The sequence below is a fragment of the uncultured Psychromonas sp. genome (assembly GCF_947489755.1).
Lineage (GTDB): Bacteria > Pseudomonadota > Gammaproteobacteria > Enterobacterales > Psychromonadaceae > Psychromonas.
On record NZ_CANLFB010000030.1, the window covers coordinates 15101 to 40224 of the forward strand.

General features: G+C 35.8%; 21 protein-coding genes. 16 read left to right on the forward strand and 5 right to left on the reverse strand.

Annotated features, from left to right (window positions below):
* Positions 1-80: 80 nt before the first annotated feature.
* The 3 genes from Q0794_RS14680 to Q0794_RS14690 all read right to left on the reverse strand — a co-directional run bounded on the left by Q0794_RS14680 (position 81) and on the right by Q0794_RS14690 (position 1294).
* A complete protein-coding gene (locus tag Q0794_RS14680; protein ID WP_298943134.1) occupies positions 81-380 on the reverse strand; it encodes a hypothetical protein in 300 nt (99 codons plus the stop codon).
* Between the two features lie 247 nt (positions 381-627).
* Complete coding sequence (locus Q0794_RS14685; RefSeq protein ID WP_298943136.1) at positions 628-816, reverse strand: hypothetical protein; 189 nt, start codon at positions 814-816, stop codon at positions 628-630.
* Between the two features lie 82 nt (positions 817-898).
* The gene (locus Q0794_RS14690; protein ID WP_298943137.1) at positions 899-1294 is read right to left on the reverse strand and encodes a hypothetical protein; all 396 of its coding nucleotides are present in this window, start codon (positions 1292-1294) and stop codon (positions 899-901) included.
* A 492-nt stretch (positions 1295-1786) separates the two neighbouring features.
* On the opposite strand from Q0794_RS14690, the gene Q0794_RS14695 reads away from it, so the two are divergent.
* Complete coding sequence (locus Q0794_RS14695; RefSeq protein WP_298943138.1) at positions 1787-3394, forward strand: methyl-accepting chemotaxis protein; 1608 nt, start codon at positions 1787-1789, stop codon at positions 3392-3394.
* Between the two features lie 343 nt (positions 3395-3737).
* On the forward strand, positions 3738-4088 hold the full coding sequence (locus Q0794_RS14700; protein WP_298943139.1) for a thioredoxin family protein: 351 nt from the start codon (positions 3738-3740) through the stop codon (positions 4086-4088).
* A 196-nt stretch (positions 4089-4284) separates the two neighbouring features.
* Here the strand turns inward: Q0794_RS14700 and Q0794_RS14705 are convergent, their stop codons facing one another.
* Positions 4285-5208 carry a hypothetical protein gene (locus Q0794_RS14705; protein WP_298943140.1) on the reverse strand — a complete coding sequence of 308 codons (924 nt, stop codon included), beginning with the start codon at positions 5206-5208 and terminating at the stop codon, positions 4285-4287.
* A gap of 354 nt (positions 5209-5562) precedes the next feature.
* On the opposite strand from Q0794_RS14705, the gene Q0794_RS18315 reads away from it, so the two are divergent.
* From Q0794_RS18315 to Q0794_RS14725, 3 genes are all read left to right on the forward strand, one after another.
* Positions 5563-5961: a DUF2061 domain-containing protein gene (locus Q0794_RS18315; protein ID WP_366522561.1), complete on the forward strand. Its 399-nt coding sequence runs from the start codon at positions 5563-5565 to the stop codon at positions 5959-5961.
* A 349-nt stretch (positions 5962-6310) separates the two neighbouring features.
* Positions 6311-7585, forward strand: coding sequence for a dicarboxylate/amino acid:cation symporter (locus Q0794_RS14720; protein WP_298943141.1), 1275 nt, complete (start codon positions 6311-6313; stop codon positions 7583-7585).
* A 592-nt stretch (positions 7586-8177) separates the two neighbouring features.
* Entirely contained in the window at positions 8178-8414 is a 237-nt protein-coding gene (locus tag Q0794_RS14725; protein WP_298943142.1) for a YecH family metal-binding protein, read from the forward strand.
* A 217-nt stretch (positions 8415-8631) separates the two neighbouring features.
* Here Q0794_RS14725 and Q0794_RS14730 read toward each other — a convergent pair whose 3' ends face one another.
* Positions 8632-9273, reverse strand: coding sequence for a hypothetical protein (locus Q0794_RS14730; protein ID WP_298943143.1), 642 nt, complete (start codon positions 9271-9273; stop codon positions 8632-8634).
* Positions 9274-10606: 1333 nt separating this feature from the next.
* Here Q0794_RS14730 and nrdA point away from each other — a divergent pair.
* The 11 genes from nrdA to Q0794_RS14785 all read left to right on the forward strand — a co-directional run bounded on the left by nrdA (position 10607) and on the right by Q0794_RS14785 (position 24870).
* On the forward strand, positions 10607-12877 hold the full coding sequence (gene nrdA / locus Q0794_RS14735) for a class 1a ribonucleoside-diphosphate reductase subunit alpha (protein WP_298943144.1): 2271 nt from the start codon (positions 10607-10609) through the stop codon (positions 12875-12877).
* 511 nt (positions 12878-13388) lie between these two features.
* Positions 13389-15542 carry a bifunctional TVP38/TMEM64 family protein/FAD-dependent oxidoreductase gene (locus tag Q0794_RS14740; protein ID WP_298943145.1) on the forward strand — a complete coding sequence of 718 codons (2154 nt, stop codon included), beginning with the start codon at positions 13389-13391 and terminating at the stop codon, positions 15540-15542.
* A complete protein-coding gene (locus Q0794_RS14745; protein ID WP_298943146.1) occupies positions 15542-16390 on the forward strand; it encodes a DUF547 domain-containing protein in 849 nt (282 codons plus the stop codon). The genes Q0794_RS14740 and Q0794_RS14745 overlap by 1 nt, the downstream gene beginning before the upstream one ends.
* Positions 16377-17672 carry an ABC transporter substrate-binding protein gene (locus tag Q0794_RS14750; protein WP_298943147.1) on the forward strand — a complete coding sequence of 432 codons (1296 nt, stop codon included), beginning with the start codon at positions 16377-16379 and terminating at the stop codon, positions 17670-17672. The genes Q0794_RS14745 and Q0794_RS14750 overlap by 14 nt, the downstream gene beginning before the upstream one ends.
* A 3-nt stretch (positions 17673-17675) precedes the next feature.
* On the forward strand, positions 17676-19382 hold the full coding sequence (locus Q0794_RS14755) for an ABC transporter permease subunit (RefSeq protein WP_298943148.1): 1707 nt from the start codon (positions 17676-17678) through the stop codon (positions 19380-19382).
* An 8-nt stretch (positions 19383-19390) separates the two neighbouring features.
* Complete coding sequence (locus Q0794_RS14760; RefSeq protein WP_298943149.1) at positions 19391-20059, forward strand: ATP-binding cassette domain-containing protein; 669 nt, start codon at positions 19391-19393, stop codon at positions 20057-20059.
* A gap of 22 nt (positions 20060-20081) precedes the next feature.
* Positions 20082-20729 carry a CDP-alcohol phosphatidyltransferase family protein gene (locus Q0794_RS14765; RefSeq protein WP_298943150.1) on the forward strand — a complete coding sequence of 216 codons (648 nt, stop codon included), beginning with the start codon at positions 20082-20084 and terminating at the stop codon, positions 20727-20729.
* Positions 20730-20731: 2 nt separating this feature from the next.
* Positions 20732-21541 (forward strand): sterol desaturase family protein, encoded by an 810-nt coding sequence (locus Q0794_RS14770; protein WP_298943151.1) that lies wholly within the window; start codon positions 20732-20734, stop codon positions 21539-21541.
* 113 nt (positions 21542-21654) lie between these two features.
* Positions 21655-22800: a class Ia ribonucleoside-diphosphate reductase subunit beta gene (nrdB, locus tag Q0794_RS14775; RefSeq protein WP_298943152.1), complete on the forward strand. Its 1146-nt coding sequence runs from the start codon at positions 21655-21657 to the stop codon at positions 22798-22800.
* Positions 22801-22811: 11 nt separating this feature from the next.
* Positions 22812-23063, forward strand: a complete 252-nt coding sequence (gene yfaE / locus Q0794_RS14780) for a class I ribonucleotide reductase maintenance protein YfaE (RefSeq protein WP_298943153.1) — start codon at positions 22812-22814, stop codon at positions 23061-23063.
* Positions 23064-23250: 187 nt separating this feature from the next.
* Positions 23251-24870: an SEL1-like repeat protein gene (locus tag Q0794_RS14785; RefSeq protein ID WP_298943154.1), complete on the forward strand. Its 1620-nt coding sequence runs from the start codon at positions 23251-23253 to the stop codon at positions 24868-24870.
* Positions 24871-25124: the final 254 nt, after the last annotated feature.

Genomic DNA, 25124 nt, shown 5'->3' on the forward strand with positions numbered 1-25124 from the left:
CGGTCTGCGTTTTTACTTACCTTATTCACTTATTAACTTATTAACTTATTAACTTATTAACTTCTTCAAGAATAGCTTAGCTATTTTTTTGAATTCTTAACTATTTCATTTTTACCGAAAAAAGTGATTAATAGTGCAACAATAATTCCCACTGCGCCTAAGCTTGAAAACAACAGACTATATTCACTTTTAGTACCAGAAAGATTAAGCAAGCTAGTGACCAGTAATAATGATATTCCTAGCATTTTGATAAAGGCGAGTGTTGTATTTAAGCTAAACCAAACAAGGCACAAAGGACATTGTTTCTCTACATACAGCCCTTTTTTCTTAATATTTTTGGCGTTAATTTTTGCTTGGCAACCAGGACATGTGTCTTTCATTCTTTGTTCCTTTGATTCAAATTTACTTATTACACTCTAATTTTAATTCTAAAATGAGTATCTATAAGACATGGTTTTTTATCAAAAAATTGCAGAACGTCCAAATATTTGATGTGAAATAGCATCTCACCTTTATTCTTACTTCACTCGAAGAGCGACAAGACTAAAATCACTTTATAAAGATAAATAGTTTAATTCAATGGTTGATCATTATAAGTTGGTAATTCAGCTTAGTTAAATGGTTTGGCTAAAAGTAAGCGCTTTCAACCCCTGCTTTAATAAATGCAACGAGCAACATGATGAACACTAATATAGGCAAAATTTTACTGTATTTAGCTTGCTGCTTTTCATCTATTGGTTTGGCAAAGCGTTCACCTAAGATCACCATCAATACTAAAGCCAAAAATAACGCGCCTAGGATAATTAATATTGTCATGAATATGGCCTTATTAGTTGTTGATTATTGACGATGATTTATAGGTTTATAGGTTTAGTCACTTTGCTCTTTATCATCTTTTTTATTTACAGACAGAACTTAAAGTACGGCTGCTTGAAATACTATTTGATTGAAGCTCGCTACGGATTTTATCTACTAAAGTATAATCAAATGTACTTTCAAATGTTATTGAAATAGAAACTTCAAATGCTCCCTGAATATAACTATTTTGATTAGTTGATACATCATGTGACAATATTTTAAAACGTTTTAATTGATGCTTTTGACCGAATGCTTTTAATTGTTCTATTTTTTGTTTGTAAATTTCACCAACACTTTGCGCTTTAGTAATGCTAACAACAGAGTAGTAACTCACTTGATTCATTTCGACATCAGTACAATTCAAATTTTCTTCAGCAGTTAATCCGAGTACAGGGTATAGGCTTAACGCAAGTACTAATGATGGTAATAATTTCATAATTTATCCTTAATTAGAATGATGATTTTTATCTTATTTAACCTCAATTCTGGTTAACGATAGTGGTGTTGTATCGCTTTTCTTATCCGGCACTGAGGTTATTTAAATAGCTGAGATTAAATAAGTATTAAAGCACAAAATTAGGGCAATGGAACTAGCATTGAATCGCTTTCCCTCTATACCCATATACCTAAACCTCGAAGCTCATCGAAGAAAACACAAAAAACCAGAAGGCGTTTGTATTCAGAGTTTAAAGAATAATGTCAATTAACATTTAAAGGAACCCATCTTTTTTATATGGTTTTATGTAAATAACCACAGTTTTAGCTTGGTTTACTTGCAACAATCTAAAATACTACTATTTTGGTAGTGCGATCATAGAATAAAGTCACTTGATAAGTGACTTCGCTAATTATCAGTTTCATTTTCCAATCACAAATATTTGAAATGATCCTAGTTAACAATACTAAAACTAATCTAATGAGAACCGGAATGACCATAAGAAAAAAAATGTATGTAGCTTTATTTTGTTTAGTGGCGGTATTGTTTATTCAATCTGCATTTATGATTTATCAAAGTAACCGAATTCATAAAGCCTCTATTCTCATAGATAAAACAATTGAACCGATTCTTTTCAAAAATTATGAATTAAAAATAGCTGTTATTCAGGTTCAACAATGGCTAACAGATATCAGTGCAACACGAGCACAAGATGGGCTAAATGATGGCATTGAAGTGGCTGAAGAGAACTATGACATTGCAGTAAGACTATTGTCAGAGTTAACACAATTAGATGATAAAAATGCACAGTTTTATCAAAAGATGTTACCGACCCTTAATAATTACTTTACAACGGGTAAACGAATGGCGAATGCTTATATTGAGCAAGGGCCAAGTGGTGGTAATCAAATAATGCCTCAATTTGACGATGCGGCAGCGGCTATTACAGATCAAGTCGAAAGTATCATGAAAATAGCAAAGTTGAATTCACAGGAAAACCTGAACAAACAAACGACTGATTCATCGTTAATAGAAACCTCTACTTATTTGATAACGGCAATATTTTTATTCGTATTGGTGTTGTTATACTTAATGACAAGCCGAGGCTTATTAAAACCCTTAGACGTAATGACTAACATGGCAGATGATTTAGCCAATGGAGAAGGTGATTTAACCAAGCGACTCAATGAATCTAAAAATGATGAATTAGGCATAACAGCGCACCACATTAATAGCTTTATTAAAAAAACACAGACCGTCATTAAAGCAGTCAGTGAAACGATGAAGGAACTCAGTGACACGTCTGATTCATTACAAAACTCAGCTCAAAAGACACAAAGTGCGATGGAAATGCAAGTTAAAGAAACCGATCAAACTGCAACAGCTATTAATCAATTAACTGCAACATCAGCAGAAGTATCACAATTTACGATTGATGCTTCTAATGAAACGGAATCAGTTAACGAACACATTATAACGAGTATGACGATTTGTACTGCAACATCAAAACAGATGGCTGATTTAGCTAATAAAATGAGTTCAGCTGAAGATGTAGTTAAGAGACTAGGTGACGATAGTGCCAACATTGGGGCAATGCTCGATACCATTTCAGGTATTTCTGATCAAACAAACTTATTGGCGCTTAACGCTGCGATTGAAGCCGCTCGTGCTGGTGAAAGTGGTCGAGGGTTTGCAGTCGTTGCCGATGAAGTACGTTCGCTTGCTGGTCGCTCACAGGAGTCAGCACAAAATATTCAAACTATCGTCAATCGCTTACGTGAAAACGTTGAAGAAGTGATCGATGTATTTACAACCAGCCGAGATAACGCAACAAACTCACATAGCAAAGTGGAAGCATTAACCGCATCGTTTGGTGTTATTTCTGAAAATATGAAGAACATTAATCAAATGAATGCACAAATCGCAACCGCTACGACAGAGCAAAATCATGTTATGTCAGAAGTAGAAGAAAGCATTGGTAATATTTCTACCGTTTCCCATTCAAACAAAAACAATATAGAAGTCGTGCATACGACGGGAAAAAGACTTAAAACTAACGTGACTGAATTAAATAAACTACTCGAACAGTTTAAATATTAATATTGGTTAACTAATTTTTCGAGACTGTAATAAAAACTGTGTAACTGCCTTCAATTTATTAAAGGCAGTTATTTTCTCAACGCATATAAATTGTTAGCGCTACTCAAATGCTTTGCTTTTAATGTCACCATTTCAACCATTAGTCTGATGTGACATCCACACCTCTAATAACTCCTCTTATCAATCAAATAATTAACTTAATGTTCCGAGTCAATTGCTCTACTTTATAAGCCATGTTTAAATATCAACCATTTTATTATTGTAAAATAGTAAAGATATTTTGTTAGTCAATGCAAAAGTGTTTAACGACTATCCATGTCACGCATTATTTGGAGTAAATAAAATGGAAACCAATGGTATTGGCTTTAAAGCTGATTATGAAGAAGAAACAATGACCTTTGAACAAGTTAGTACACTACCTGGTAATACGATACTTGAGTTCGGTGCACCTTGGTGTAGACACTGTCAGGCAGCACACTCCGCAGTGAAAGAAGTGTTGACGGAACATGCAAAGTTAACGGAGTTAACTCATGTAAAAATCTATGACGGGAAAGGTAAACGATTGGGTCGAGCGTTTAAGGTTAAGCTTTGGCCAACATTCATTATTTTACAAAACGGCAATGAACTGGCGCGTTTGGTAAGGCCATCGCAAGCTGATGAAGTACGTGAATTAATGTCAAACATTAGCGAATAAAACAAGATAGCGACTTCAAAAATTCAACTAAAAAAGTTTAACTAAAAGCTATCATGAACCTCACTTTGACAATACCAAAAAATGATGTTCGATTAAGGTTATACCCATTACATTAAATAATGTGTTCTAAATAATACGATCTAAATTTTACGTAGAAAAAATGACTTAAATGAGTCAGCGAGTAAAACTTATAGGCTTAGTAACAAAAATGAGGGTCATATTGATAAATAGTCGCTGTCTTACTCAGTGAGTTTGTTGAGTTCCAATGGGTTAGCTGCGGATTGTATTGCATCATAGTAAACAATGCTTTTGCACGTGTATCGACCTTGCTATTAAAGTGTCCATGATCAGATTTATATTTAAAAGATATCTCAGCAACAATCGCTTGTGTTGTACTAACCGACTCGTTGTACCATAAGGTTAATGCAAACGCTGTATTCAAGGCTGCTATTTCATCTATCCCGCCAATTTTAACAATGGCACTTTCATAGACATATTCATTGACGGTTAAATCACTGACTTTTTTAATCGCTAAATGTTGATCAAAGTCTTCACTCTTTAAACCGGGATATAAGCCAACAGGATCATCCATTTTATTTAAGTTTTTACTGTTTCCTATCTTTTGAGTCGTTGAAGAGGAGTAAGTACTCACAAAGGATACGGCAATATCTTCTTCAAATTTACTTTTAGCCTTAGATTTTGTTCCATGAAGATCTTTAGTACTCGCAATAGATTGATCTGCACTGCGGAATTTCAACGTGACTTTACGTTTCCCCTTTTCTACGCGCTCTCGAAAGCTGTAACCTGCATTAGATAAATCACAACTCCCTGGTACATCGTAAAATGATACTGTTCTATTTTTATTTAAACTTAAGCTACCCGACGCATTGCTTTCTATTGCGCTCTTTTCTCTTGTACTATTTTGAATGGCATTGTGTAAAGCATTCCAGTAATCATTCACTTTACTCGCTCGGCTAGCGGCATCTCCGGTAAATAAATCAGCATTTAATAGTAATTTATATTCACGTGAATCAATCTCTATGTCAGCCGCCGACACATTCATAGATAAACACAACATGACGACAGGTATGACTTTATTAACCATTATGATGTTACTCATGTAATTTCCTTTATTGGACTAATGTAACGTGTTTTGAGTTTTTCATTTAAATTATATTATTGTGTAAAGCTGAACGGTGTTCCTGTTAACGATCACAGGCTATATTTCTACATTTCTCTTAGGCTTTTACACTTATCTTAAGTACCTAGTGTCGGCCTGTTGAATCAGGTTTTTCAATCTTCCTCTCTGAGTCGTGATATTTACAAACAAAGCATTTAAAAACAAAAAACTATCAAAATCAAAGAAACCTATCAAAAAACCTATCAATAGAATAGAATCTTCCCATTTTACTTAATGATAATAATTATCAATAATACTTACACAAACACAGAGACCTAATACGAGACAAATATTATGATAAAAACAATCACTTTTGCAGTTATCCACTTCAGTATCGCAACGTTACTTGCTTTTGCTTTAACTGGAGATTTTTTATTAGGTAGCTTAATCGCTATCATTGAACCGTCAGTCAACACGGTTGCTTTTTATTTCCACGAAAAAGTTTGGCAACATGTGCCTTTCCTTAAGCAACGCGCATCAATGACAAAGGCAAAAACAGTGAGCTTTGCAGTCATTCACTTTAACGTTGCCTTCATCGTCACCTATGCTTTAACCGGCGATGCTTTCTTAGGTGGTTTAATGGCAGCAATAGAACCAACCATTAACTCTTTTGCCTACTTCTTCCATGAAAAAGCATGGGATGATAAAAAACAGAACAATAAATATGAAGTAGATCAAATAGCTTACGCTTAATCTGAAATGTGCACCATTATAGTTAACACAGCCCCCGCTGATTGTAACGAGCCCCTCCCCCCTTTTTTTGGGGGGCTATATATAGAGTAAGAAGCTCAATTAACTTATTCATTGTCTTTCTATTATCAGCCTTTTTACATAACACAGATGATTAATCACTCTTCACATCACAATTTTACTGACCGCTGCCTCTGAAATAACTGTAACAGTAGATTTTATTTTCATAAATAAAATAAAAACCAACCTATATCAATTCACAAGTCAAGTGACTATGATGTCATCCCTTTACAATCTGGATGATTTAAAACGTCATTTTTTCACCACTTTTAACAACTTTTAGAGACTTGTAATGAACAACAAAAAAAACTCAACTCAATCTGCTGGAGCATGGACTCGCCTAGAACTATGGAAGAAAATTCTTATTGGGATGATTCTGGGTGTTATCGCGGGTACTTTGATGGGCCCCGATGCAGAGGTTTTTAAACCCTTAGGTACGCTTTTCATTAACGCAATTAAAATGCTAATTGTACCGCTGGTTTTTTTCTCCCTTATTGTTGGCATTACTTCAATGCAAGATACCAGCAAAATGGGACGAATTGGTCTTAAAGCGATTGTGCTTTATTTAGGAACAACCGCTGTCGCGATTACTATTGGTCTTGGCCTTGCTACCATTTTCACACCGGGTGCAGGTTTAGATATGGTTGCAATGACTGCTGATGCAGAAATACCAAATGCACCTACTTTAGTACAAACATTACTTAACATGATCCCTAAAAACCCAGTGGGCGCTCTTGCTGCCGGTAATATCTTACAAATTATCGTATTTGCTATTGGTCTAGGTATTTCACTTGTTTTAATTGGTGAGAAAGGTAATCCAGCGATTAGACTATTTGAAAGTCTAGCTGAAGCAATGTACAAGTTAACTGAATTAGTGATGAAACTTGCACCTTATGGCGTATTCGGTTTGATGGCTTGGGTTTCAGGTAAATACGGTGCAGATGTTTTACTACCATTAGTAAAAGTAATCGCTGTTGTTTACTTAGGTGCATTAATCCACATCGTTGTTTTTTATAGCGGTATGATCAGTATCTTAGGTCGTTTAAACCCTGTACGTTACTTAAAAAGTTTAATGAATCCAGCCGCGGTTGCATTTACGACAACGAGTAGCTCAGGCACACTTCCAGCAACCATTAAAGCTTCTCGCGAAGAGTTAGGTGTTTCTAAAGGTGTTTCAAGTTTTGTACTGCCTCTAGGTGCGACTATCAACATGGATGGAACAGCCCTGTATCAAGGTGTTTGTGCCCTATTTATTGCACAAGCTTTTGGCGTTGACCTTGCAGCTTCTGATTACGTTACTATCATTTTAACGGCAACGTTAGCTTCTGTTGGTACTGCTGGTGTCCCTGGTGCAGGCTTAATTATGCTTTCACTAGTATTAACAACGGTTGGTCTTCCGCTTGAAGGTTTAGCCATTGTTGCTGGTATTGACCGTATTCTTGATATGGCACGTACAACAGTTAATATTTGTGGTGACATGATGGTTTCATTGTTAGTGGCTAAAAGTGAAGGTGAGCTTGATAAAGACATCTTCGATGGTAAGAAAAAATTTGAAGAAAGCGCTTAGCTTTACCCTTTAAAAAATAGCTAACGCGTATCTTTAAAATATAAAACGTCACTATTATTATATACAGTGACGTTTTATTAAAGGTATCTATCATTGCTCGATTAATGAATAAGTTTGCCTCTGTCAATAATTCTGCTTACCTGTTGCCCCATCTATTACTCATATACTGCTTATAGCAGATATGGAATTAGACATTTATTCTTCATCCTTAACTGCATTTCAAATATTCAATCACAAGACGTTAAATAACTATTCTATTCATTACTTAACCTTAATTCTGGTTAATGAAAGCGGTATTATATCTAAAGTCATAAGTTTATTTTTTAACTGTTTTTTAGCTATAAAATATCGTTAGTTTTGCGGATTTCAAGGCGAACTATTGAAGCGATCACGGATTATTGAGAAATAATTTAATGTAGAAATTCACTTAAATAGCGGTTATGTCGCTTTGTCCATCGCCCCCTGGTTGCTTCACATTCAAAAAATTCTTACTCCTAGGTTCATTTATAAACGGAGTTTGTTTTGCATCAATACCAGAGCAATGCACTTGGTTATAGTATGAAGCATTAAACAAGACTACAAAGAGTAAAATATGAGTCAATTAATTCATGGTCATCAAGTAATGGAAATGATCGCAGAATCAGAAAACATATATACTAAACCAATTTTAAAAACTGAAATAGCAATCAAGTTTGGAGAAAATATACGTTTTCATACTTGCATGTGCAGCGATTTAACCGCAGATCAATTAATAGAATTTTTAGTGTCCAAAGGAAAACTCTTTGAATCAACAGAGGGAATTATAATGAACGAAGATTTTATTTGTTAATGGAGCATTTACACAGAATTATTTACAGGGTCGAAGTAAGCCAAAGCTTTAATCGACATCCAAACAAAGGTATTTTAAGGTGATGTCGTCATTTTTCGTAACAGCGACTTTACACCTATTCAAAATAATAAAAGAGCGTATAAACGCTCTTTTCGATAAAATTATCTACTCTAAAATCAAGTTTACATATTAATCCGAATACATAAACTTATCTTTTTTAAGATTTGACATGCATAGCAGCGGCTTTAAAGAACTCATGTAATGTTAAGATTAAATGTTTCTCTAATATTTGAGAAGTATATTCATTTAAACTATTAAAAGAATCAAAGTCTCCTTTCTCATGGTCGACTTCATCTCTCACTCGAAAATCTTTAGTAAAGATCACTTCACCTTCCTGCTCTAAAATGTATTTTGCGTCGAAATCAGCAACAATATTGTACTCAGAAGAAGCAAGCCCAAATGTTAATAAGTTTTTTCCAAAGCTTTTTGCAAATTCATAATCAGCATAAGCAGGCCCATATTTATCATGTGCTGTAATTTCAAGCTTTAAGATTAAATCAGGGTTATTAGTTAAATACTTAACTGAAACAGGGAGTTGTTCAAAGATCAATTTAGGCAGTTCTTTTAATGTAGATGCTGATGCAACAGAGAGCTCCGCTTTTTCCAATGGCGCTAATGGTAATTGCTCGCCACCACTGAAAATACCAGGCTTAGGTTGGCTATATAAGATTTCATAATTGAGAGTTTTATTTTCATATGCAACATCATGTACTTTTGTCGTCACTGGCATTTTTATTTCTGCATGAGTTGCACAACCAGTTAAAATTGACACCATTAACAATAATATTATTTTTTTCATCTTCTTATCCCACGCTCGGTGAATGTTTAAGTATTAGACTAGGGTGAATGCAAAGCTTAACAGCACGATTGCAAATACCACTTAATAATTACAATAATGATTTATTTGTTATAATTATTTTCACGCAGGAGTTTACTACACTCCAAAAAAATATCAATAACTTATGAGTGAAATTTAACTTAATTTCAACACGTGATAAATGAAAGTCCAATATCATTAACTTAACTAAATTAAATTTTTATAGCATGTAGATTCAATAGCATGACTTAATCTCGGCCCTGGTTAACGAATACAAAATTTCATTCAAAATCAAAAAGTTACAAATTTAATGCATATTTTTGGTTATGGGTATTTTGGATTTGGTTATTTGGTTATTTGGTTATTTGGTTATTTGGTTATTTGGTTATTTGGTTATTTGGTTATTGCTATATAGTGCAGTTAGTTTTTCGTAATTCAAGACAAATGATTGACGCAATAATAGGTTATTAGGAGAGAATTTAACTCGGAAATAGCGGTGTTGTATCGTTTTACTTATCTGGATTATTTCTTTATCTGTAATAGAGTGACTAGTTTTAGCGCTGAACCATATAAATACAGGGGTTTAGCCATTATTTTTATCTTTAATAAGCGTTATATGAATTCAATCTTCGGACAGCCAATTTATATGAGAAAACGATTATCAACAAACACAAAACTATGTCTCGCATTTGGCGATAAGCAACATGATTGATTGCGTTTAAAGCACCAAAAATAACAATAAAAGTCATTGCGACGTCCACTAGCATTACTTTTTAATGAAGTTAAAAAACCAATAAATAAAATGGCTATCAGTAAATAAAAAACAAGATTCATAAAGATTAAGCATCTACGATATTTAGAATATCGTAAGGGAATGAGATCTAGTAACTTAGGGTATCGGCATCACATCATTTAAAAGTCAAACTGATAGGTTATGTCAATAATACTAAACCATATTATTTATTCAAATTGAGACATTAAAAAATAAATTTAAAAAAAATATTGTTTATATAGAAAGCAATTTAGAGGTAAAAAAAAAACTAAAATAGTTATTGCAATTTGTATAAAACAGACCTCACTTACAGCATTTTGTTAGTAACCACTAACCGTAATAAAGCATGCCAATTTGTCCACAATTTTATCCACTAATTTAGTAAAAGTTATCCCTTGAAATTATTCTAAAAAACGTTATCTTGTGTCTCTTCTTTGAAACCAACACTACATCTTGTGTTTTAATTAAACAATTCACACTAGTGTGAGTAACTGCTTGTATTTTATCAAATAGTTACTGGCGCTTTTTGATAAAGGCAAAATAATGAACAAAAACCTATCTGTTACTAAGCGAAATGGGAAAAAAGAACCTATAGATCTTGACAAAATCCACCGCGTCATTACATGGGCTGCGGAAGGTCTAAACAACGTTTCAGTTTCACAGGTAGAGTTAAACTCACACATTCAGTTTTATGATGGCATTCGAACTGACGATATTCATGAAACTATTATCAAGGCTGCTGCAGATTTAATCTCAGAAGAGTCGCCTGATTACCAATACCTAGCTGCACATTTAGCGGTATTCCACTTACGTAAACGCGCATACCAACGTTTTACACCACCAAGTGTGTTTGAACATGTAAGTAAGATGGTTACTAAAGGTAAATATGATGCACATTTACTAGAAGATTATACCAAGCAAGAATTTGAAGAGATGAATAAGTTTATCGATCACAAACGTGATTTAAACTTTTCATACGCAGCCGTTAAACAGTTAGAGGGTAAGTACCTTATCCAAAACCGTGTTACGGGTGAAATTTACGAAAGTGCGCAGTTCTTATACCTTCTTGTGTCAGCATGTTTATTTGCAGATTACGATAAAGACGTACGTTTAGATTATGTAAAACGTTTTTACGATGCGACCTCTCAATTTAAAATTTCATTACCAACACCGATTATGTCTGGCGTTCGTACACCAACGCGTCAATTCAGCTCATGTGTATTAATCGAAGCAGACGATAGCCTAGATTCAATCAATGCAACATCAAGTGCAATTGTTAAATATGTATCGCAACGTGCGGGTATCGGTATTAATGCAGGTCGTATTCGTGCAATGGGCAGTAACATTCGTGGTGGTGAAGCTTACCATACCGGTTGTATCCCATTTTATAAGCACTTCCAAACGGCAGTTAAATCTTGTTCACAAGGTGGCGTTCGTGGTGGTGCGGCAACGGTTTTCTACCCTATTTGGCATTTAGAAGTTGAATCGTTATTAGTATTGAAAAATAACCGTGGTATTGACTCTAACCGTGTTCGTCATCTTGATTACGGCGTGCAATTAGGTCGTTTATTCTACCAACGTTTGATCGACAAAAAAGACATCACTTTATTCAGTCCTTCTGACACACCAGGGTTATACGATGCATTCTTTGAAGACCAAGATGAATTTGAACGTTTATACCACCTTTACGAAGGTGATGAGTCAATCCGTCAAAGCTCGATTCCAGCAGTCAGATTATTCTCACTGTTGATGCAAGAACGAGCGAGTACTGGCCGTATTTACATTCAAAATGTTGACCACTGTAATACGCACAGTCCATTCGATAGTAAGGTTGCGCCAGTTCGTCAAAGTAACTTGTGTCTTGAAATCGCATTACCGACAAAACCGTTAACGCATATTAAAGATGAAGAAGGCGAAATCGCTTTATGTACTTTATCTGCAATAAACTTAGGTGCGATTGAATCATTAGACGAAATCGAAGTGTTATCTGAGCTTGCTGTTCGTGCATTAGATAATTTATTGGATTATCAAGATTACCCAATCATCGCAGCAGAAAAAAGCAGCATGAATCGTCGTACGTTAGGTATAGGTGTTATCAACTACGCTTATTACTTAGCTAAAAATGGCGTGAAATATTCAGATGGCAGTGCTAACAATCTAACCCATAAAACCTTTGAAGCAATTCAATTCTATTTATTGAAAGCATCAAATAAGTTAGCTAAAGAACGTGGTGCATGTCCTAAATTTAATGAAACTAACTATGCTAAAGGTATTATGCCATTAGATACGTACAAAAAATCATTAGATGCAATTTGTGATGAAGAATATCATTTAGATTGGGATACATTACGTGCGGATATCGTAAAAGATGGTTTACGTAACTCAACGTTATCAGCATTGATGCCTTCAGAAACATCAAGTCAGATTTCAAATGCAACTAACGGTATTGAGCCTCCACGTGGTTTCATCAGTATTAAAGCAAGTAAAGATGGTATTTTAAAACAGGTAGTACCTGAGTTTAATAAATACAAAAACAACTATGAGTTATTATGGAGCATTCCAAATAATAAAGGTTACTTGGAACTTGTTGGTATTATGCAGAAGTTTGTAGACCAAGCTATCTCAGCCAATACCAACTACGACCCGAAACGTTTTGATGACGGTAAAGTACCAATGACTATCTTGCTTAAAGATCTGTTAATGGCTTATAAAATGGGCTTAAAAACGCTTTATTACCATAACACCCGTGATGGTGCAGATGATGAGAAAGTATTTGAAGATGACAGCTGTGCTGGCGGTGCTTGTAAAATATAACGATTATTTTACTATTTAGTCAGCCTCAGTTAATTCATTATTATACAAGACTGTGAATTAACAACTAAAAAAGGATGTGTTTAACACATCCTTTTTTATGCCTATTCGTTCAGGTGTTCTACTCCTCGCTTTAGCTCAGTCCTTAAAATTCATACCTTCAAACTTCCTATATAAAATAATAAAGTCTTTTAAATATCTAATTTATTTATCCTTTTAGATTCTTGGACTAAAATAAAAATACTACTTATTAAATAGACGTTAATAACGACTCATTTGGTACGGTTAAAAATTAAATTGTAATTATTTGAATAATTAAGCAATTAAATTAAACACTGTAAGGTCTTTATGTGAGAGTTATGAATTACGCAGTTAAAATATCGATAATGAAAACTGCTCAACACAAACAACAGACAAAATAATAAATAAATATAAAAGATATAAACTCGATGTTGCTGCTTGGATAGATTCAAGACAACTGCCATATCGTCATTCATTTAAAGGCTACTAAAATATGTTAAAGAAGATAGTACTACTGTTACTGGCAATCGGATTAATAGGATTGTTTTTCCATTTTAACTTACACCAACTACTCACACTAGAGGGTTTAAAAGGTTCAATGGATCAATTTAGTGAATTGAAGGAACAATCTCCAGTGCTTGTGATTGGTGCTTTCTTCATTGTTTATGTTTTAGTTACAGCGCTTGCATTGCCTGGTGCAGCTATTCTAACCTTAGCTTCCGGCGCATTATTTGGTTTATTTGAAGGTTTAGTGATTGCTTCTTTTGCTTCAAGTGTTGGTGCTTTATGTTCGTTCTTAGTGTCTCGTTACTTGTTAAGAGATTCTCTACAAAAACGTTTCCCTGAACGTTTAAAAGCGATTGATGAAGGCATTAAAAAAGAAGGCGCTTTTTACTTATTTACGCTTCGCTTAGTACCTATCTTCCCATTCTTCCTTATTAATCTATTAATGGGTGTGACTGCACTTAAATCTTGGACGTTTTATTGGGTTAGCCAAGTTGGTATGTTGGCGGGTACGTTTATCTTCGTTAATGCAGGTACACAATTAGCTCAAATAGAAAGTCTATCAGGTATTTTATCGTTCGGCTTAATTATCTCATTCGTTTTACTGGGTGTATTCCCTCTCATTGCAAAAGGTATTGTTAATATGATTAAAAAACGTCAAGTCTACAAAAAATGGACTAAACCAGCTAAGTTTGACCGTAACATGGTTGTTATTGGTGGCGGTGCAGGTGGTCTAGTAACAAGTTACATTGCAGCAGCTGTAAAAGCGAAAGTAACCCTTATTGAAGCTGGTGAAATGGGTGGTGATTGTCTTAACTATGGTTGTGTACCAAGTAAAGCCATTATCAAAAGTGCAAAAATTGCAGAGCAAATTAGAAATGCACACCATTACGGCTTAGAAGATACAACACCTCAGTTTTCATTCAAAAAAGTAATGGAACGTGTACATCAAGTCGTTGCAGATGTCGCACCACACGATAGTGTTGAGCGTTACACAAGCTTGGGTGTGGAAGTAGAAAAAGGTTATGCAAAAATTCTTGACCCATGGACTGTAGAAATTAGCTACGAAGATGGTACTAAGAAAAAACTAACAACACGAACTATCGTAATTGCAACGGGTGCTCGCCCATTTGTTCCACCATTACCAGGTATCGAAGAAACAGGTTACGTAACAAGTGATACGTTATGGACTGAATTCGCTAAACTTGAAAAACCACCAGAAAAACTAGTGGTATTAGGCGGCGGCCCAATCGGTTCTGAATTAGCACAAAGCTTTGCACGCTTAGGTTCGAACGTAACACAGATTGAAATGGCTGAGCGCATCATGATCAAAGAAGATCTTGAAGTGTCTGAGTTTGCAACAGAGTCGCTAAAAGAAAGTGGCGTTAACATCCTGACATCGCATCAAGCATTACGCTGTGAAATGAAAGATGGCAAAAAATTCATCATTGTTAAACATAATGAAGAAGAAATTGAAATCGAATATGACCAACTATTATGTGCAGTAGGTCGTAGCGCACGCTTAACAGGCTATGGCTTAGAAGAACTAGGTATTGAAACAAACCGTACTATTATAACTAACGAGTACTTAGAAACGCTTTACCCTAATATCTTTGCTGCTGGCGATATTGTTGGCCCTTACCAATTCACTCATGTTGCTGCACATCAAGGCTGGTATGCTGCTGTAAATGGTTTATTTGGTAACTTGAAGAAATTTAAAGTGGATTACCGAGTGATCCCATGGACAACCTTTATCGACCCAGAAGTAGCACGTGTTGGTATTAATGAAGATGAAGCAAAACAAAAAGGCATTGATTATGAAATCACTCGCTTTGATTTCGAAGAGCTAGACCGTGCCATCACAGACAGTGCAACCAAAGGTTTCATTAAAGTGATTACGCCTAAAGGCAAAGATAAAATATTAGGTGTGACGATTGTTTCTGAACATGCTGGTGATTTGATTGCTGAGTTTGTATTAGCAATGAAACATGGTTTAGGGCTTAATAAAATTCTTGGTACTATCCACAGCTACCCGACTTGGGCTGAAGGTAACAAATACGCAGCCGGTGAATGGAAACGTAATCACGCACCAGAAAAAGTATTAAACTGGTTAGAGAAATACCATACATGGAGACGCGGCTAATGAAATCAGCAATCCTTAAGACAACAAACAAGGTAAGCGCCCTAGTGCGCTTCACCCTAGGAGCAGCGATACTTAGCAGTTCAATGATGAGTAATGTATATGCTGAGACCGCTAATAATTTACATGCTGGTTGGACTGAATTACTTGAGCAAAATATCTCGCCAATTAATCAAGGGCACAGCACAGCGGTTGACTATGCAGCTTTTAAAAACCAAGAAAGCGAACTACAAGCTTATCTTGATACATTAAGTGGCGTCTCACGTGGAGACTTTGATGCTTGGCCAAAAGAGAAGCAATTAGCTTTTCTGATCAATGCTTACAATGCTTGGACCGTTGAGTTTATTTTAACTAAATACCCTGATCTAGAATCGATTAAAGATTTAGGCAGTTTATTTAGCTCTCCGTGGGATAAAGAATTTATTCCACTATTGGGCAAAACAGTGAGCTTAAATGATATTGAACACGGTCTTATTCGTGGCAGTAAGCGTTACAATGATCCACGTATTCATTTTGCAGTAAACTGTGCAAGTATCGGCTGCCCTGCTCTTCGTGAAGAAGCGTATACCGCAGATAAACTTGAGCAACAGTTAACACAACAAACTGAACGATTTTTAACGGATTCAAGCCGTAACTACATCAAAGGTAACGCGATTTACTTATCATCTATTTTTAAGTGGTATGGTGAAGACTTTGAAGCGGGATTCCGTGGCACTAAATCAATACAAAGCTTTATTGGGTTATATGCTGACGCATTGAAGTTAGATGATCAGCAATCGGCAACATTAAAAAAACAAGGTTTTAATGTTAAGTTTTTAGATTACGATTGGAAGCTTAATGCAAGTAAATAGCTATTTTAGTCTTTATTTAAATAAATATTGGCGTCAATTGGTTATTAGCCTTTGCCTGCTAAGCGTTTTTTCGCTTAGCAGCAACTCATTTGCCAATCAGGTAAATAGCACGGCTGAATCAACTTCCCGAGTTTGGAAAAACGTTGAAATGCGTGGCACTAAACAAAATGTTTACTTTCATGCTTGGGGAGGCGATCAACAAATTAATAATTATATTCAATGGGTTGCAGAACAAGTTAAAGAAAAATACCAAATTAATTTACACCATGTAAAACTCACCGACACAAGTGAAGCAGTGAGTAGGGTGTTAGCAGAAAAAGCCGCTGACAATCATCGTAATGGACAAGTTGATCTTGTTTGGATCAATGGCGCAAACTTTGCTTCAATGGCAAAATATCAATTACTAGCCGCAGACTGGGCTGGTGAACTACCTAACTTTCAATTAACAAATCCAACTAACAACCCTGCCATGACGCGTGACTTTGGCGTTCCAACACAAGGAATGGAAGCACCGTGGGGACAGGCTGCACTCACCTTTTATTTTGATAGTTTAAAAGTAAATGATGTTCCAGAGACACTTTCTGATTTATTAATTTGGAGCGAAAAACATCCAGGTCATTTTACTTACCCGAAACCACCTGACTTTTTAGGCATGAGCTTTTTAAAATATGCATTACTGGTGTTGAGTGAATCACAACCAAGCAGCATTCAAGACCAACTTTACCAACCAGTAACAGCAGAAAGTGAAGCAGCATTATTACCTGCTTTATGGCAATTTCTCGACCAATTACACCCAACGTTATGGCGACAAGGTAAACACTTTGTATCCAACGGCTTAGCATTACGACGCTTAATGAGTGACACTGAATTACAAGTATCATTTACTTTTTCAGCCGCAGAAATTCCTTCTGCCATTTCTCGTTATGACCTCCCAGATAGTACTCGAAGCTACAGAATGAAAGACGGTAGCTTAAGTAATATTCACTTTGTTGCTATTCCTTATAATTCACCTCATATTGAAGGTGCAAAACTGGTTGCTAATTTCTTATTAAGCCCAGAAGCACAAGCTAGAAAGCAAAAAACAGCGATATGGGGAGATAGTAGCGTGCTTGATTTATCGCAATTAACACCGACACAAAAAGCACTTTTTGATGTTAATGAAAAACAACATTTAAGCGCCAATATCATCAATATAGATAACACCCGTTTGTTAAGTGAGTTACACCCTAGCTGGGTTAAAGTCATAACTGAACAATGGCTTACTCGTTATGGAGTACAATAAACAATGATTGTTGCTAATACCCTGTTCACACGCTTAGTTCGTAATAGTCCGTACCTTTTAATTGCCTTGCTAGTAGTGCCTGTTTTAGGTGGTTTATTAGGCGTATTATTACCCGCTTTTGGATGGTTCCCTGCACTAGGTGCCAATGAATTTGGTTTGTTTGGGTTCATTCAACTGTTTAACACTCCAGGTATTGAGCGCATGGTGATGTTAAGCTTCGGTACAAGTTTAATTAGCACGTTATTAGCTTTTGTCATTACTGTTTTGATACTCGCCAGTTATTTTAACAGCCCTTGGTTGAAACGAATTCAGCGTCTACTCGGACCTATATTAGTGATTCCCCATGCTGCCGCTGCGATTGCCATTGGATTTTTAATCACTCCTTCTGGTTTTTTATCACGACTTGTTTCACCATGGTTAAGTGGTTGGGATGTCCCACCTGATTGGTTATTTCCACATGACCCTTATGGATTGAGTATTATATTAGGGCTAACGCTCAAAGAACTCCCTTTCCTACTTTTAATTGCACTAGGTGTATTGGCTCAACCTGAAATTGGTAAAACATTAAAAGCACAACATAAAGTGGCATCTAGTTTAGGTTATTGTCCGATGACTGGCTTTTTCAAGGTTATTTTACCTAGTCTTTACGGTTATATGCGTTTACCTATTTTGGCGGTACTCGCTTATTCCAGTGCCAGTGTCGAAATACCTTTAATTTTAGGCTCTAATACTCCCCCTACTTTAGCCGTTGCTATTATGCAGTGGTTTAGTGATGTTGATTTGAGTTTACGTATCAAAGCCTCATCGGGTGCCATTTTACAAATACTGATCACTCTATCGTTATTAGGCAGTTGGTGTTTATTAGAATTATTAGTTAAAAAATGCAGTGCTTCATTCTTAGTCAATGGAGAAAGAGAGTACGGTGGCATGTTGATTCAACGTGTGACTCATTTAATCACCACCGTCATGTTAAGTGTTATCGGTTTAGCGCTTGTTGCGATGGTGTTATGGTCTTTTGCAGGCTTCTGGTCTTTCCCTGATTTATTGCCTCAGCAACTTGTCACTTTGCATTGGTCATCCGCTTTACTGCAAATGCAAACCCCACTGTTTAACACCCTTGTGATTGCTATCAGTACCACTTTAATTGCCATTGCATTGACTTTATTTGTACTTGAAGCTGAACAACAAAATACTAAAACTATTTCAGCGATTAGCGGCTTTATTATTTATTTACCGTTATTAATACCAAGCATTGCCTTCTTATTTGGACTGGTCTGGTTATTTGAGCAGGTCAATAGTCAACATGCTTACATCAACGTGGTTTTTTCACACTTACTATTTGTTTTACCTTATGTATTTCTATCGTTAGCAAATAGTTACCGCCGCTTAGATCCTCGTTTTAGCACTGTCGCAGCAAGCCTTGGTGTACCGCCCTCTAAAATATTTTGGCAGTTGAAATTACCGTTACTACTATCGCCCATTTTAATCGCCAGTGCGTTAGGCTTAGCGATTAGTTTTAGCCAATATTTACCAACACTCTTATCAGGCGCAGGCCGAATCAACACCATTACCACCGAAGCCGTTACACTTGCCAATGGTGCAAGCAGAAGAACCAGTGCTGTCTACGCGTTAATGCAAATGTTACTACCAGCATTATTTTTTATATTAGCTTGGGCGGCACCAAAGTTGTTCTTTCGGAACCGAGGTTAGGAAATCAAATGAAATCACAATCAATGTCATCACTAAAAATCGATAATTTACAATTAAGTCAGCAAGGTAAGTTGTTACTTTCCCTTAATGAAGAAGTAAAAGGCGGCGAAGTCCTGACTATTATGGGGCCATCGGGTAGCGGTAAATCGACACTCTTAAATTGGTTAGTTGGTATGTTGCCAAATGACTTTTATGCGAATGGTGAGCTCTACTTAAACCAACAAATTATTACGAATACAGCCAGTCATCTTCGTAATATCGGTTTGCTATATCAAGACCCTTTATTATTTCCGCATCTAACGGTTGAAGGCAATATTGCTTTTGCTATGCCCAAAGGCGACAAGCAAACGCGTAAAGATGAAATCAGTGAAGCGTTGAATCAAGTGGGTTTAGCAGGTATGGAAAAACGGTGTCCGCAAAACTTATCTGGTGGTCAACAAGCACGAGTGGCTTTGTTACGTGTATTATTAAGTAAACCAAAGGCTATTTTATTGGATGAACCTTTTAGTAAATTAGACAGTCAATTACGTCAAGAGACACGTCAGTTAGTTTTTGAACAAATACAAAGATATAGTTTGCCTGCAGTAATGGTAACGCATGATGAAAGTGATGCTATTGCCGCGCAAGGAAAAGTAATTACATTAGATGCTCTCTCTTTAAATAAAGCGGCTTCATAACACTGAAAAATAGGAAAAAGACATGCTAGATAAATTTGTCACTCCCTACATTAAACCGATTCTAACACCTGTCGTGGAATTGTTAGATAAACGTGGCATACATCCAGACCAAGTCACTTTAGTAGGGTTTGTTATTGGCTTATTAGCAGTACCGTTATTAACAGCGCAACTTTGGGGTGCAGCATTAATAATGATAATACTAAACCGTGTTTTAGATGGTTTAGATGGTGCATTAGCCCGTCATCAAAAAAGCAGTAGTAGTGCTGGCGGTTATTTAGATATTTGTGTCGACTTTCTCTTTTATGCAGCCATCCCTGTCGGCTTTGCTTTAGCGAACCCAGCCGTTAATGCTTTACCTGCTGTTATATTGTTATGTGTTTTTATTGGCACTGGTTCAACCTTTCTAGCCTTTGCCATACCCGCTGAAAAACTTAACTTAGCAAGGCCACAGTTTGCGAATAAAAGCTTTTATTTTTTAAATGGATTAACTGAAGGTACTGAAACTATCGCCTTTTTTATTGCTTTTTGTTTATGGCCTGCCTACTTTCCTGAACTAGCTTATACTTTTGCTTTTTTAGGGGCGATCACTGTTTTTACTCGTCTCCACGGTGGTTACCAAACATTAAAAAGTCATCAGACTGACAGTCTAGAAAAAGAACAGGATAAATAACGATGATCGATGATACTTTTATTCGCCTTGGCATATTCATTAGTATCTTAGCGATAATGATAATTGTCGAGCAGGCCTTTCCCGCTCGACAATTATCGACTAAAAAACAAGCGCCAACAAAAACCACTCGATTAATTGGAAACTTTGGTATTGTTTTCATATCAGGGTTATCAGCGAGGTTAGCTCTCCCTATTGGATTAACGGGTATCGCACTTTATTGCACTCAACAACAATGGGGGTTATTTAATCTTTTAAACTTACCTTCTTGGTTAACGATTGCATTAAGTTTACTGCTGTTAGATATGCTCATTTATTGGCAACATCGTTTATTTCATAAAATCCCCTTATTATGGCAGTTACATAAAGTACACCATGCAGATTCACATGTAGATGCCAGCACTGGATTACGCTTTCATCCATTAGAAATAGTGGCCAGTATCTTCGTCAAAGCCATCGCTGTCATCTTATTAGGTGTTCCTGCTTTTGCCGTTATCTTATTTGAAGTGTTATTAAATGGGTTTGCGTTGTTTAACCATGCCAATATTCGCTTACCTAAAAAAGTTGAAGCGGTCACGCGTTTAATTTTAATGACACAAATATTACATCGCATTCACCACAGCCAGTTATTTAAAGAAAGTAACTCAAATTATGGGTTCAGTGTTATATGGTGGGATAGATTATTTGGTAGTTATTCAGCTGAAGCGACTAAACCAGATTTAGAGATTGATATTGGCATCAAGGAATTTCCAGATGCAAAAGACAATGCAAATTTATTAGGCTTACTGTTCATGCCCTTTAAACGTAAAAAGTAAGCTAATCCAATACTTTTTACGGTAAAAAACAAAGACAAAATTAAACTAAATCAGTGATTGTAACGTAGTAAGTTGTTAGTATACGCAAAATTATAATTCTAACGGAGAGTCACATGGCTTACACAACTTTCTCTACCCTTTCCAATGACGCTATGAAAGAACCGATGTTCTTTGGCAATCCTGTTAACGTGGCTCGTTACGATCAACAAAAGTTCGAAGTTTTTGAAAAATTAATCGAAAAGCAGCTATCGTTTTTCTGGCGCCCTGAAGAAATCGATGTAAGCCGTGACCGTATCGATTTCTTGAACTTGCCAGATCATGAGCAACATATCTTCATTTCAAACTTGAAATATCAAACGCTATTAGATTCGATTCAAGGTCGTAGCCCAAATGTTGCATTATTACCTATTGTTTCATTACCAGAGCTAGAAACATGGATTGAAACATGGTCATTCTCTGAAACTATCCATAGTCGTAGTTACACGCATATTTTACGTAACTTATTCACAGATCCGAATGAAGTATTTGAAGATATCGTGAATAATGACGAAATTCAAAAACGTGCTGTTGATATCTCTTTTTATTACGATGAACTAATCCATGCAGTGCAATTTATGCAACTACACGGATTTGCACAAACTGATATTAAATACGTCAATATTCAAGGTGAAACTGAAGCCTTAACATTGCGTGATATTAAGAAAAAACTCTACCTTTGTATTTGTTCAACGAATGCACTAGAAGCAATACGTTTTTATGTCTCATTTGCTTGTTCATTTGCCTTTGCTGAGCGCGACTTGTTAGAAGGCAATGCTAAGATCATCAAATTAATTGCACGTGATGAAGCCTTACATTTGAACTCAACGCAACAAATGCTAAATTTATGGGCAGATGGAAAAGACGACCCTGAAATGGCAGAAATTGCGATAGAGTGTTTTGCAGAAGGTAAAGCGATTTTCTTAAAAGCAGCAGAACAAGAAAAAGAATGGGCTCAATACCTATTTAAAGATGGTTCGATGATAGGCTTAAATGAAGAAATTCTATGTCAGTATGTTGAATACATTGCTAATCAACGTATGCAAGCCATTGGTTATGAAGCCCCTTTTAAAGTTAAAAGTAACCCGATTCCATGGATTAACCATTGGTTAGTAAGCGACAATGTACAAGTAGCACCTCAAGAAGCTGAAATTAGCTCTTACTTAGTAGGTCAAATTAACAGTACTGTCGATAGCGAAGATTTAAGTACATTTGAACTATAAGCGTACAGATAATGCCATCTAAACTAATTTATAATGATCAACAATATACATTAGATGCAGATAAGACACTGCTTGAGAATTTAGAGTCTCAAGCAGTGTCTGTCGAGTTTCATTGCCGAGATGGACATTGTGGGGCTTGTCGTTCAATGCTCGTTTCTGGTGATGTCACATACAGTAGTTTTCCGATGGCTTATCTAAAAGAGGGTGAAATTTTGCTTTGTTGTAGTAAAAGTGAAAAAAATATCACCATTAAAAGTCTATAGAGACCATATTCATTACCTCCCAAACTTACGTCAAATACACCCGCACTTAAAATTGACAATTTCATGATCAATAAATTCCACAAAAGCGATTTGTATATCAATATAAGCAATTAAAACCTGCTTTAATCACTGTCTAATGGCATAATAAATAATATCATTTTTTTATCATATGGAATTTAGTATTTGCATGAAGCAAAAAAAATATAAGATATTTATTGCATTTACAATCACCATCCTTTTCTCTGGGGGCTTACTAGCACAAGCGAAATTTTCGGAAGGCTACGAAGCCGCTCACTCAGGTAATTATAAAAAAGCCGTTAAGATATGGGTTCCCCTTGCAGAAAAAGGTGATGCACCAGCGCAATATACAGTCGGATGGATGTATGAAAGTGGTCAAGGTGTTAAAAAAGATTTAAAAAAGGCTATATATTGGTACTTGAAATCTGCCAAACAGGAATACAAAGCGGCACAATATGTTCTTGCAACACTGTATGAAAAAGGAACCGGTGTTGAACAAGATAGCAGTAAAGCATTAAGTTATTATCTTCTTGCAGCAAAACAAGGCGATGCAATATCTCAATATCAAGTTGGCAATTATTACCAGTACGGAATTGGCACAAAAAAAGACAACAAAAAAAGCATTGTTTGGTATCAAAAAGCCGCCGAACAAGGTCATGTCAATGCACAAATAGATTTAGGCAATATATATCAGTTAGGCGAAGCGCTTGAAATAGATTATAAAAAAGCATTTTACTGGTATCAATCGGCCGCTGATCAAGACAATCCGTTGGCCCAGTACCAACTTGCCTACATCTATGAAAATGGTTTAGGTAAAGAACAAGACTACGACAAAGCCATTCAACTTTATAACCAATCTGCGAATAATAATTTCTCGCAAGCCGCTTATAAACTAGGTCAGATTTATGAGTCAGGAAATGCAGGTAAAATCGATTATAAAAAATCGATTGCTTGGTACCGTCTCGCCGCTTTGAAAGGTAATACTGATGCCCAATTTCAATTAGGTCATTTATCAGAAACGGGAACAGGTACTACCAAAAGCATTCAACGCGCTATTGATTGGTATACACAAGCATCACGTCGTGATCATGCAGAAGCTTATTATAAGCTAGCTCAACTTTATGAAAATGGCACGACTGATTTTAAGCATAATATTTCTCCCAATTTACAAAAAGCTTTTAAAAATTATCAATATGCTTCTTCATTAAACTACCCTTTAGCCCATGCAAAATTGGCATACTTTTATGAGCACGGTATTTTTACTAAAGTAGATAAAGAAGCAGCTATTTTGCTATATCAACAATCCTCTCAGAAATGGGCAAAGAAACGTTTATTTAAATTAATAACACATGCTCGATGCTTGAAAACAGCAACGACTCTTTTATTCAATGAAAAAATAAGTTGCGCCAACCGTGAGTTGTTAAGAGAAAAAATAAAACTACAGAAAATCAAAGTCATCTCTGAAGATGATGATTTAACGACAGATACGTATTTCACCGCAGCAATGACAAAAGGATCGAGTGAGTTAACAATTCGTTACACTGAAGACAATGAATTTACGCAAGCAACGTATACTTTTGTAGGTCGAAATAATCCATCACTCATAATAACCGTTAAAGATAAATTAGTAGAAACTTATGGCCAACCGAGCTATTCACAAGGTAATCAATTGCAAGGCGAAGCTAGTTTTCAATGGCGATTAACAGATAACATTATTCTACGTGTTTTCCGTCTTTGGCCTGATACAACAACATTTGTTGAATATTCACAGGCAGAGTTTTTCCAATAAATACCAATATAGCACTACCCCCCCCTGAACCAATAAGCCAGCGTTACACCAAAGGCTGATTCACTTGTTTATTTTTATTCTTAATTAACTAAAGATAATGATTCTCACATTGCATCGTTCCACTAACATCGCTACTTTTACATTGCCTCATTTTTATATTTTTATTTCCTTATGAGCCCTCGTGGCTCAATAACATTAAGCGAGAAAACATGACATTATTTCCCAATACCCTGTTATTACTTTAATAAATTGCT